The 12,719-nt window shown below is 37.0% G+C and carries 11 protein-coding genes and 1 other RNA gene; 10 read left to right on the plus strand and 2 right to left on the minus strand.

The genetic code is table 11. The features are described 5' to 3' along the window. The first annotated feature begins 292 nt into the window (after positions 1–292). Complete coding sequence (locus B371_RS24440) at positions 293–535, plus strand: transposase (RefSeq protein ID WP_019413370.1); 243 nt, start codon at positions 293–295, stop codon at positions 533–535. 148 nt (positions 536–683) lie between these two features. On the opposite strand, the gene B371_RS0105855 is transcribed toward B371_RS24440, so the two are convergent. Beyond that, positions 684–3,299, minus strand: coding sequence for a penicillin-binding protein 1A (locus B371_RS0105855; RefSeq protein WP_019413371.1), 2,616 nt, complete (start codon positions 3,297–3,299; stop codon positions 684–686). Positions 3,300–3,315: 16 nt separating this feature from the next. Then, a complete protein-coding gene (gene recU, locus B371_RS0105860; protein ID WP_019413372.1) occupies positions 3,316–3,936 on the minus strand; it encodes a Holliday junction resolvase RecU in 621 nt (206 codons plus the stop codon). 183 nt (positions 3,937–4,119) lie between these two features. On the opposite strand from recU, the gene B371_RS0105865 reads away from it, so the two are divergent. From B371_RS0105865 to B371_RS21370, 9 genes are all read left to right on the plus strand, one after another. Then, positions 4,120–4,305, plus strand: coding sequence for a hypothetical protein (locus B371_RS0105865; protein ID WP_019413373.1), 186 nt, complete (start codon positions 4,120–4,122; stop codon positions 4,303–4,305). A 48-nt stretch (positions 4,306–4,353) separates the two neighbouring features. Then, on the plus strand, positions 4,354–4,740 hold the full coding sequence (locus B371_RS0105870) for a DUF1798 family protein (protein ID WP_019413374.1): 387 nt from the start codon (positions 4,354–4,356) through the stop codon (positions 4,738–4,740). Next, the gene (locus B371_RS0105875) at positions 4,688–7,012 is read left to right on the plus strand and encodes a DEAD/DEAH box helicase (protein WP_040681175.1); all 2,325 of its coding nucleotides are present in this window, start codon (positions 4,688–4,690) and stop codon (positions 7,010–7,012) included. Before B371_RS0105870 ends, B371_RS0105875 begins: the two co-directional genes overlap by 53 nt. Next, positions 7,002–8,285 carry a ribonuclease H-like domain-containing protein gene (locus tag B371_RS0105880; RefSeq protein ID WP_019413376.1) on the plus strand — a complete coding sequence of 428 codons (1,284 nt, stop codon included), beginning with the start codon at positions 7,002–7,004 and terminating at the stop codon, positions 8,283–8,285. The genes B371_RS0105875 and B371_RS0105880 overlap by 11 nt, the downstream gene beginning before the upstream one ends. A gap of 71 nt (positions 8,286–8,356) precedes the next feature. Then, positions 8,357–8,650, plus strand: coding sequence for a cell division regulator GpsB (gene gpsB, locus B371_RS0105885; RefSeq protein WP_019413377.1), 294 nt, complete (start codon positions 8,357–8,359; stop codon positions 8,648–8,650). A gap of 63 nt (positions 8,651–8,713) precedes the next feature. Next, an RNA gene (gene rnpB / locus B371_RS22745) (RNase P RNA component class B) lies at positions 8,714–9,091 on the plus strand. 106 nt (positions 9,092–9,197) lie between these two features. Next, a complete protein-coding gene (locus tag B371_RS0105890) occupies positions 9,198–10,334 on the plus strand; it encodes a class I SAM-dependent RNA methyltransferase (protein ID WP_019413378.1) in 1,137 nt (378 codons plus the stop codon). A 57-nt stretch (positions 10,335–10,391) separates the two neighbouring features. Further along, a complete protein-coding gene (locus B371_RS0105895; RefSeq protein WP_019413379.1) occupies positions 10,392–12,302 on the plus strand; it encodes an ATP-dependent DNA helicase in 1,911 nt (636 codons plus the stop codon). A gap of 203 nt (positions 12,303–12,505) precedes the next feature. Beyond that, a partial coding sequence (locus B371_RS21370) for a hypothetical protein (RefSeq protein ID WP_040681176.1) occupies positions 12,506–12,719 on the plus strand: 214 nt, incomplete at its 3' end.

Here is a 12,719-nt window from a genome sequence, read left to right on the forward strand (position 1 = left end):
CTCCTGCGGGGTCTCACCGAACATGCTTTTCCCGCTGGAGTCACCGCCTGTAACGAAAATCTATTAAGTGTTTTTAAAGCTACGGGTATTTACAACAAAGCTTTAAAAGTAAATACAAAAAAATCATCCTATCTTGTAAAATGAAAGTAACCAAACCTACATTAGAAAGGACGATTTTTCATGTGCAATCCAAAGATTACTCAACAAAATTATATCACTGAAAAAAACTTCACTTCCACTGACAATTCAAAAGGAAACTTTCGTTTCTGAAAAAGGAAATTACTCATATAAGTTGAAAACACTCTGTACAAAAGCTAAAGGCAATCGCCAAGTTCCATGGAACCCCGTTTTTGTAGGAATGAAAACAAACACCAAAGAAGCCCTTGAATGTGAAATAAAGTCACGCATCTCCGCGCAACGTAAAATTGACGTAAAAATTGTTTTTGGCCACATCAAGGGCAATCGGACGTTCCGTAGATTTTTACTGCGAGGCCTTGATAAGGTCCACACAGAGGGGATTGTGGCATTGGCATAAAATCTCTAAAAAGTAGTAGGCATCCGCCAGCTACTTTCAGAGCAATAAGTAAAAACATAAAAACAGATGAAGGAAAACGACTCGTTTTCCTTCATCTGTTTTATTTTGGAACTTATTAGACAACTTCTTTTTTATTTATACCAATTGATTATTCATCCGGTGTAAAATAGTCCGGATCTTCGACAGGAGGTGGATCTGTACCATCACCTGGAGGAGGAACCGTTCCATCATCTGGTGGGTCCGTTCCATCACCAGGAGGTGGATCCGTACCATCGTCGGGTGGTGGGTCCGTTCCATCACCAGGAGGAGGAACGGAATCATCATCTTTGTCTTTGTCTTTATCTTTATCTTTGTCTTTGTCTTCTTCCTCGTCCTCTGATTCTTCAACAGCATCTATCACAAGAGTTGTATTTGCAGGAGCACTTGTAATATTTTCTGCTATTGCTACAACAGTAAATGTATAAGAAGTACCTGGTTCAATACCTGTAACGATCAAGCCTTTTTGGCTCGTTGTCTGAAGGACAGTAGGACTACCTCCATCAACAGTAATTGATACCTCGAATGCAACGTCAAACTCTTTGTCTCTACGTTTAGGGGCTTTATGTTTCCAAGACAATGTAACAGTTTGATCGCCTAAACTATAGTCAGCTTTGAGTTTTGTTGGTGCTTCTACTTCAACTTGTTCGTATTCATCAGAAATTTGTTTTGGCTCAGTTCCGCGAACAAATAATTCTGTGCGTTTTAATTCATTTGGCGTAAATTCACTTGCGAGTCGAAGAGGGGAAGTCCCAACTTCAATCGTTGCTTCAATTACTGAATTTGGCCGTTTAAAGGTTGGTGTTTCTTTACCTTGTGAAACATTAGTCATAACTTGCTTAAATAATCTTTGTGCAAAATTACGTTCATTTTCGTTAGTCGTATCAATTGCATCTTTCCGTTCATGATACCCAGTCCATACTGCAATTGAATAGTTCGAAGTATACCCAGCAAACCATATATCAGGTGCTGATCCATCTTTTAAATTATATTTTTGATATTCGTCGTCGCTGTAGTTAGTCGTACCTGTTTTACCAGCCACATCAAGCCCGGAAACGTTTGCTGCTCTACCTGTTGCTCCACTTCGGTCACTTACTACATCACGTAGCATGTCAGTAATCATATAGGCAGTTGAGTCCTTCATTGCTGGAGTAGATTTTGGTTTAAAGGTCTTTTTGGTTTCCCCGTCCCGATAAACGATTTCTCGAATTGAGTAAGGTTCGGAATAAATTCCTGCATTACCGAATGCAGCATAAGAGGCAGCCAATTCCATTGAACTTATATCTTCTGTTGCCCCAATGGCAGCTGCTTCAAAATCCAAGTAATCACCGGTAATACCTAACTTATTGACAAATTCTTTTCTGCTTCCTTGATCTACCTCTTGAAACGTTTTAACGGCTGGAACATTTCTAGAACGATATAAGGCCTCTCTTATCGTCATCTCACCTAAATACTTACCGTCAAAATTGTTAATTTGTATATCTTTTCCTGTATAATTCATTTTTTCATCGACTATTGTGTGTCCGGTTGACCAATCTAAAGATTCGATTGCAGGACCATAATCAAGTATCGGTTTAACAGTGGAGCCAATTGCACGATCTTTTTGTGTCGCATAATTAGTTCCAAAATCAAAGTCTCTCCCACCACCAATTGCGACAATGGCACCCGTTTTGGTATCGAGGACTGTCATTCCTGCTTGCATATTTTCTGTTGGAAAGTTTTCACTAGATAGTGCATTTTCAACAGAAGTTTGAGCTTGTGGATCTAAAGTTGTATAAACTTTTATACCATAATCTATGGCATCATCTTCACCTTTAGCAACCAATTCCTTCTTAACAAGTTCTACGAAAGCATCAAATTTATTATCAGTAGTAACTTGACGTTTTTCTTCTGGAAGTAATCCTTCCGAAATAGGAATTGCTTGTTGTTCTTTCATTTCTTTTTTAGTTATTTTCCCGTGTTGTTCCATCAGGAGCAATACAATATTTCGTCGTTTCTCCGCAGCCTCTGGATGAATGAACGGATTATAATTATTTGGGCTTTGAGGTATCCCTGCTAAGACGGCCATTTCATTCAATTGCAAGTCTTTTAAATCTTTACCATAGAAACGACTAGCTGCAGTTCCAAAACCATACGTTGTACCGGACATTAATACTTTGTTAAAGTACATTTCAAAAATTTCTTCTTTCTCGTAAACTTGTTCAAGTTGATAAGCAAGATAAGCTTCTTGTGCTTTACGTTTAAGCGTTTTTTCATTTTGTAAAAATGAATTTTTGATAACTTGTTGTGTGATCGTACTTGCACCTTGTGAACCAAAGCCGTTTGTAATGTTTGCAAGGACCGCGCCACCTAAACGAAAAAAGTCAATCCCGTTATGTTTATAGAATCGAACATCTTCTGTGGCTAAAATTGCTTCTTCCAGATCTTTTGGAATATCTTTGTAATTTATATAATCCCGTTTTTCAGACCCAGTGGTTGCAAATATCTTATTATTGATATCATAAAATTCGGATGTAATTGGGTCTCTCAACGACTCTTCATCTAGGGCTGGAGCAGAACTTGCATAAAATGCAAATAGTCCTCCACCGAATATCATTCCAGCTAATCCAATGAGGATACAGGCAACTAAAATCCTTTTTATCCATCCTGTCTTAGAGGTTTTTTTTGATTTTTTCTGTCTCTCTAGTTCTTTTCTTCGTTGTCCACGAGAATTTGCATTTTCACTCACAAACGTCTCCTCACTTTCACTGCTTCGTAGATTGTTCTAAAAGCATCTTTCTTACTACTTGTAAATAGTCTATTGGGGGAAATGCTCCTGGCACAATTTCAAATCCGTATTGTTCAAAATAGTTGAACGGTATTGATTTACGTCCGCCATTGCACATTTCATTCCAAACATCTTGTAATGAATAAAAGGGTAAAATAAAATAACGATTGACTGATGAAAAACGAACAATTAAAAAGGTAAGTCCTTTTTGTTGAGTAACTAATCGCATGTGATCGATTTGATGGGCATGGATGTTCTTTAAAGGAAAGGATGATTTACTTTTCGTTTCTTTTGCTTCAAAGTCCACGTGAAGCCCTTGCCAAACCCCATTGAAATCTGTCGTCGAAGCAGTCCGGTAATATGCTTCTTTTATAACGGCAGCACTTCTAGATGGATATTCTACTTGGACTACTTGAATCGGTACTGGTTTTTTGTGGATGACGGCAGTACCATGCTGCATATAATACTCATTGGTTTCATTAATTTCATCCTCTAATGTCTTTCCCCTATTACTATAGGAATAATCCTTTTTTGAGCGATTTTCATTACTATTTTTTTGTGGGCTATAAATTTTCCCATTGGGATAGTTAATTACCAAACTTATCACCTCGGATATCAGTGTATCATAACCACATATATACTAGACGTAATTATCTCCATGAAGGTTTCGAGTATATGTGTCGAATTATCGCTAGTTTTAGAAGTATGCTTGTAGTTTTGTCGTAGACAAAGGATTTGCAAAGCGAGTAGAGAATTCCATTAACAACAGGAGGGATTCACAATGACAAGAATTGAACAACTACTAGAACAATTATCTTTACTTGAACATATCTTAGAAGCCCGTTTTATTCAAGAAAGGTCGATACAAACACAAACAATTATTAACAATGGACACAGGGTAGATAAAGCAATAAAAGCCACAGAACAATTAATAGAATGGAATATCTGTTCCCGTAAAAGTGGTTAAAACCACTTTTTTTTGTTACTATTACAGTACAAAGGAGCTGAGACGACTATGAAGTTAAATGATCAAACAAAGTTGGTTTTAAAAGAAAGTCAAAATTGTTTAACTCGTCACCAAGAAATGCGTGATACGGACTCAACTCCTGATTTTTTTTCACAAGTTAAGCCTCATGCTGATTACTGGCATACCTTCTTAATAGAATGGAGAGAACAGGCATATTTATGGCTTGATGATAAACGTCCTAAACATATGAGAATCCAACAAATTGACGCCGCTATTGAAGCTTTCAATCAATATGTCGTACAGTCATTTTATAAAGAAACAGGAAAAAAAAGATTTGCACAGTCGATACAATCAACATGTTATACATTACAAAATTTTTTAAATGTTCAAGAGCAAGAAGGTGAAGAGCTTGATCAAGAAACAAACAATCGCTGACATTCTCACTGAATGGAAGAAAGACCCGATTATGCGAGAACGTATCGTCCATTGGCATACGATAGAGAAAAAAGAAGCTGGTTTAGCAGACTTCCCGGAAGATTTACATCCTTCCATTCAGCAGGCTTTAAAAGCAAGAGGGATTAACCAATTATATACCCACCAACGACAAGCATACGATAGTGCTAGAAACGGTAAGTCATTTACTGCAATTACACCTACGGCTTCTGGGAAATCGCTTTGTTATCACTTGCCAGTGTTGCAATCGATTGTAGAAGACCCTTCTTCACGTGCTTTATATCTATTCCCAACGAAAGCACTCGCACAAGATCAAAAATCCGATTTAAATTTACTAATCGAACAAATGAATCAAGATATTCTTATTTACACATATGATGGTGATACTTCTCCAGGGATTCGTACAAAAGTTAGGAAAGCAGGGCATATCGTTTTAACAAATCCCGATATGCTTCATTCAGGAATATTACCTCATCATACGAAATGGGTTTCTTTGTTTGAAAACTTAAATTATATCGTAGTTGATGAGCTCCATACATATAAAGGTGTTTTTGGTAGTCATGTTGCACATGTGTTACGTAGGTTGAAACGAATATGTCATTATTATGGAAGCAATCCGATATTTATATGCACGTCGGCAACAATTGCAAATCCGAAAGAACTGGCTGAATCGTTGACAAATGATACGCATAAACTGATAGATCAAAACGGAGCACCATCAGGTAAAAAGAATTTTATTTTTTATAATCCACCAATTGTTCATCCAACATTTGGTGTGAGACGAAGTGCCATATTAGAAGTTAGAGATATATCGAAGCGGCTATATAACGAGGGAATTCAAACAATCGTATTTGCAAAAAGTAGAGTAAGAGTCGAAATGCTCGTAACCTACTTAAAAGAGTTAAATAAAAAGAAATTAAATGATCAGTCAATTAGAGGTTATCGGGGAGGTTATTTACCTTCAGAACGTAGGGAAATTGAAAAAGGGTTACGTGAAGGAACTATTCGGACAGTAGTTAGTACAAACGCATTAGAACTTGGTGTAGACATTGGTCAATTACAAGCTTGTATAATGACAGGTTACCCTGGAAACATAGCAAGTGCGTGGCAACAAGCCGGACGAGCAGGCCGGAGACAAGACGAGGCACTGATCATTTATGTTGCACAATCTACTGCCCTTGATCAATATATCGTAAACAATCCCTCATTCCTACTAGGACAATCGCCTGAAGAAGCACGAATATATCCGGAAAATTTAATTATCTTAATGGATCATTTAAAATGTGCATCGTTTGAATTGCCTTTTAAAACGACTGAGCAATACGGAGAATTTGAAATCCAAGAGCTTCTAGCCTACTTAGAAGCTGAAGGCATATTAGTTAAAACTTCAGATAAATGGCACTGGATGAGCGATCGTTTTCCTGCACATGAAATCAGTCTACGCTCAGCTTCACAAGAAAATGTCATTATAATTGATCGAACGATACCTGTTTCAACAAAAGTGATAGGTGAAATGGATCGCTACAGCGCGATGACATTGCTTCATGAAGAGGCGATTTATTTACACCAAGGAATTCAATTCCAAGTTGAAAAATTGGATTGGGAAGAAAAGAAGGCATTTGTAAGGGAAGTAGATGTTGACTATTTCACAGATGCCAATTTAGCAATTGAACTAAAAGTGATGAGCGAGGACCAAAAGAAAATTTTCAAAAATGGTTCTATGTCTTATGGGGATGTCTCTATATTAGCTATGGCGACAATTTTCAAGAAAATTCGTTTCGATACACATGACAATATTGGCTCAGGTCCAATTCAGCTACCTCCAGAAGAATTACATACTTCTGCTAGTTGGTTAAGCTTTGACAGACCGCGGGGATGGACGGACTCTATCCTATCTGATGCTATGACTGGAGCAGCAGCTTCCATCGCTTCGTTTATCCCATTATTTGTTCAATGTGATCGTCGGGATATTCACGTAGTTCCACAAGTGAAGTCCGTTCATGCAGAACTCCCTACAATATTTGTTTATGATAGCTACCCAGGGGGAATTGGAATTAGTGAACGTGTATTTGAAGTGTGGCCAGAATTACTTGCCCATGTAGAACAACATGTTATGGGTTGTCCCTGTGACCAAGGTTGTCCGGCTTGTATTGGACCGCAGGATGCTGTAGTTGGAGTGAAACCTGAAGTGTTGAAGCTTTTAGGATATTTGCAAATAGAATTAACATCAAATGGTGATCCTCATGTCATTTGAAAAAAATCTTTTGGAAATGAAAAAGCTAATTAAGAAAAAGCCGACTAAAACACAATCATTGAAATCCTTTGTCGTTCCTCAAAAGCCTAATTATACAACCGCGTGGGAAGATGCAGGATTAACGATGATTGAAAATGAATTTGGCATTGTTTTCGAGAAGAAGACCATTTATGAACCTACATATTTCCATGGAGATATTAAACTAAGTGACGTTTTCGAAGCATTTTCTTTATGGAATTCATTTCAAGGTGTTCATCCAATTTCAACGGACGGCCAACAAGTCGTCTTCTTTGATACAGAAACTACTGGATTAAAAGGCACAGGCACTTATATTTTTTTGATTGGCCAATTAGTTTGGAAAGAAAATCATTTTGAAATGATCCAACATGTGTTAGCCGATCCAAGTCATGAAGTAGCGCTACTATATGAATCTGGCTTATGGAAACCAGGCCATACGATTGTCTCTTATAATGGCAAAAGTTTTGACTGGCCACAATTACAAACACGATGGGTACTAAATAGAGACCATCTACCGAAACTAGTTGACCCCAATCATATTGACTTACTTCATGGGGCAAGAAGAATTTGGCGAAATGAGCTAGATCAATTTAAGCTAACTAAAATTGAAGAAGAAAAGCTTGGTTTCAAAAGAGTTGGAGATATTCCAGGTTATTTAGCGCCAATTATCTATTTGGATGCAGTAAAAAGCGGAATTCCCACCACACTATTAAAAGTACTACATCATAACGAGTGGGACATATTATCACTCCTGACATTATTCATTCACACAACCAAGTTAATTTTACAAGAGAAGTACAATGACTCAAGTGTTTCATCGACGAATATTGGTAAATGGTTTTCTGACTTAAAAGATTTTGATAATGGTCAAAATGTATTTGAACAAGTTATAAACCAATATAGCAAGATTGATGCAGCACAGGCTTTCTATTTAATAGGATATGAATATAAACGACGTAAACAAATCACCCTTGCGTATGAAGCGTTTGAGAAATCACTAATTAATTTACCAGATCAATTGCAAATTCAAGCGTATGAGGAACTTTCAAAAATAGATGAGCACTTTAAAAAGGATTTCTCTAAGGCAAAACACCATGTTGGATTAGCAATCATCTTGATAGATAAGTCTAAGAATTTAAAACCTCTACAAAGGTCTCGAAAGATGCGTATATTTGAAAAGCGGTTACAAAGAATACTGATTAAACAAAATAAATTATTTCCTGGGGAAGCGCAGATTTCGACAGGAAATGAGTAGACAGATGAACCACAAAATATTGTTTATGTTATAATAAATTGGATACATGTAACAATGGAAGGACGATGTATATGGAAACGAAATTAACTCCAGAAATCATTTTAGAAAAAGAATTTAAAACTGGTTTACGTGGTTATAATCAAGATGAAGTTGATCAGTTCTTAGATGATGTTATTCAAGATTACAATGCTTATATGAAAACAATTGAAACATTAAAAATTGAAAATAGACGTTTAAAAGATGAAATAGGTGATGGACCGAGACGACAAGTTGCACCTCCATCGTCTGGGACTACTAATTTTGATATCTTAAAACGACTATCTAATCTTGAAAAGCATGTGTTTGGTAATAAGTTGTCCGAATAATAGAACATTCATTACAGGCTTGTTTTATCAAGGGAATTCAAGTACAATAAGTATTCCATTAGTTAATCTAGGTAATCGCTGCAACGCTTGAAGTTGTAGAGGAAAGTCCATGCTCGCACGGTTCTGAGATGACCGTAATGTTCGTGCTTAGCTAAAAAATAAGCTAAGGCAGTGTAAAAGCTGACGGCGAGAATAACACCTAAGTCTTCGGATATGGTCAAAGTTCTCTTAAAGTGCCACAGTGACGGAGCTGATTCGGAAACGTTTCAGGTGGAACGAGGTAAACCCCACGAGCGAGAAACCCAAATTATGGTAGGGGCACTCTCATGAAGGAATTGAACTGATTGAGGGACAGACAATGTCTGTAGATAGATGATTACTACTCACTTGTACGAGGCAATAGCCGTTTGAGTACGTGATAACAAAACATGGCTTATTAGCTTTTCTAATGGGTATACTTAAATGTACAAGCTCTCCACTAAATCGGAGGGCTTTTCTAATATATGAGAAAATTTATGAACTACTGTAAAAAAGAAAGGATGAGACGATGACGACTCATCGATTAGTAGCTACGTCGGCTATGGGTTTAGAATCCATTGTGGCAGATGAAGTAAAAGCATTGGGATTTGAAACTCAAACAGAAAACGGTAAGATTTACTTTGAAGGTGATGAACTTGCAATCGCACGTGCCAACATGTGGTTAAGAGTAGCAGACAGAGTTAAAATCATTGCTGGTGACTTTAAAGCCACTACGTTTGATCAATTGTTTGAACAAACGAAAGCCATCCCTTGGGAGAATTATTTATCGGTGGATGCAGCGTTTCCTGTCCAAGGTAAATCTGTAAAATCCACATTATTTTCCGTGCCTGATTGCCAAGCGATTGTTAAAAAAGCAATTGTTGAACGTCTAAAGTTAGCTCATAAACGAATTGGGCTTTTGGATGAATCTGGTGCATCATTTAAGATTGAAGTGAGTATATTAAAAGACGTGGTAAAGTTAAGCATTGATACAAGTGGTGTTGGACTTCATAAACGAGGCTATCGTTTAGAACAAGGGGAGGCTCCCTTAAAAGAAACATTAGCTGCAGCCCTAGTATATGTCTCTAAATGGAATCCCAATAGACCGTTTGTAGATCCTGTTTGTGGTTCAGGAACGATTCCAATTGAAGCTGCAATGATTGGGCAAAACTTGGCTCCAGGGTATAATCGTGATTTTATTAGTGAAGACTGGCCTTGGATGTCCAAAAAAATATGGGATGAAGTTCGCATAGAAGCCGAAGATTTAGCCAACTATGATCAACCCTTAGACATTACTGGATCTGATATTGATTTTAGAATGATTGACATTGCCTCTAATAATGCTATTGAAGCAGGTTTCGCTGATTTAATTAAGTGGAAACAGCGTCCATTAAGTAATTTCACAACTACTTCATTAGACGGTGTGATGATTGGAAATCCACCTTATGGTGAGCGTATTGGGGAAGTAGAAGTTATAAGAGATATGGTTAGTGATTTAGGACAAATCATGAATAATCATCCAACATGGTCTGTATATATGTTGTCTTCTATGGAAGACTTCGAAACAATGTATGGACGTAGAGCTACAAAAAAACGAAAATTATTTAACGGACCTATCCAAACTGAATATTATCAATACTGGGGTAAAAAATCACCTCGTGAGTAAGACTCAAAACGGATAGGTAAACCTATCCGTTTTGTTAGCGTTTGAAAGGGGATTAATATGAAAGAAAATTTACCATTTGCTTTATCCAAAGACCGTTCTTTCTTTGAGTCGCTAAGCGATTGGATAGGGGACGTTCTTTATGATGAATTACCAGAAAAGGGTTTTGAATCTAGGGATGAACAAATATTCATGGCGTTTCAAATTGAAAAATCGTTAAAAGAAAAAAGCGTTCTTTTTGCAGAGGCTGGAGTAGGTACTGGGAAGACGATTGCCTATTTACTACCTGCTATTGCATATGCTCGCTACACTGGAAAACCTGCGTTAATCTCATGTGCAGATGAAACATTGATTGATCAGTTAGTAAAAAAAGAAGGCGATATTCAAAAACTTCAAGATACACTTGGGTGGAATATTGATGTGCGTCTAGGAAAATCTCGTGACCAATATTTATGTTTAAAGAGATTTGAACTAGAACAAAAAACTAACACGGATGACTTCATGTTTCAAGTTGAAGAAAACATTCCAGATTTTGTTTATGGTCATCAATCCCTACAAAAAGTTTTTCCATATGGAGAGCGTAGTGCTTATCCGGATGTGACCGATGAAGATTGGCAAAAAATAAACTATCATCCAATTCAACAATGTGCTTCTTGTGACCTTCGCAATCGTTGTGGTCAAACAATTCATCGACAGAATTATCGTGAAGCAGCAGACCTAATTATTTGCTCGCATGATTTCTTAATGGAACATGTTTGGACAAAAGAATCACGTATACGTGAAGGCCAATTGCCCCTCTTGCCTGAAACCTCAATGATTATTTTAGACGAAGGACATCTATTAGAGTTCTCGGCTCAAAGAGCATTGACATATGAGGTGCAAAGTCAAACGCTAGTGTCATTAATAGATCGTGTTGCTCAAGATGGTGTACGTGAAAAAACATTGCGATTACTTGAAACATTACAAGATTCACACGACGACTTTTTTAAAGAGCTAATTGTGCATGCCTATGGAGAAGAAGGTGAACGTCTCCACATTAAAAAGACTGATCTTGTGCTTAACTTAGGGAATAAAATTGTTGGTTTAGTAGATCAAGTACTTGAAGAATTTGTGTTTGAGTCTGAACTTTATACGATTGACGAATACGATCTACGCATGTTTGAAGAATACTTAGAACAATATGTATTTTCTTTTAAACTATTTGTTCAAAAGAATGATGCGGTTGATTGGTTAGAAGAAAAAGATGGGTTAGAAACTCTAGTTATTATGCCACGTCTTGTAACAGAAATATTAAGTGAAAAACTATTTACAAATAAAGTACCTATTGTGTTCTCTTCAGCCACATTGTCTATTAGTAAAGATTTCACATATATTTCTGAAGCACTTGGTATTAAAAAATACCATTCTTTTAGTGTGCCTTCACCTTTTGATTATGATGAAGTCATGCAAATATTTGGACATTCCGTAGATAGCATAACAAAAGTCCAAAAAGTGAAAGAGCTACTCAAGCAATCAAATGAATCGACACTGCTATTGTTTAAATCGAAGCATGATATGATGAATTTTGAACAGTCTCTAACGGCAGAAGAAAGACATGGGATAGTTTTTGAAGGAGAACGCGAATTATCTTCAATTGTTCGTGATTTCCAGTCTGGACACATTTCAACAGTATGTTCATACCATCTATGGGAAGGTCTCGATTTACCTGAAGAGGCATTAACACGGGTAATTATTTTTGATTTACCATTCCCACCGAAAGATCCTTTATTTGAAGCGAAACGTGAATTTTCTAATAATCCTTTCAAAGAAGTCGACTTACCATTTATGTTACTTCGTCTTCAACAAGGCATCGGAAGACTTATTCGTACATCAGCAGATCATGGATCAATACATTTATTGTTAAATGAAGAAGAAAAACAATTAAGTACTTCATTTACTCACGTGCTGCCAGTTGGCATCAAATGGATTTAAAGAGACGTTTTTTGCTAGGAATTTCATCACACAAAATTTAATAATTACTACACAAATTGCATCGCACTTAGCGATGTTTTTTTGCGAGATTAAGAAACCACCATGGCTTACGTTTCACGTAAGCCACCATCTACTATGAAGAGTGATTTTCAAACAAAAGATAGGTAATAGTAAAACCCTTCAAAAAATTTGAAGGGTTTAGTTTGATTTTGGCTTTGTATCTACAATTGTTTTATACAAAAGTATATAAATTTAGGAAAGAACAGGACCAAAGGGAATTTGGTCCTGTTCTATGCGACGAAGCTGGCGGAGCGATGCAGGAGCAAAGGGAATTTGGTCCTGTTCTATGCGACGAAGCTAGCGCAGCGATGCAGGACCAAAGGGAATTTGGTCCTGTTCTTTGCGACGAAGCTAGCG

Origin of the sequence: Paenisporosarcina sp. TG20 (assembly GCF_000286315.1) — a bacterium.
In the GTDB taxonomy this organism is placed as follows: domain Bacteria; phylum Bacillota; class Bacilli; order Bacillales_A; family Planococcaceae; genus Paenisporosarcina.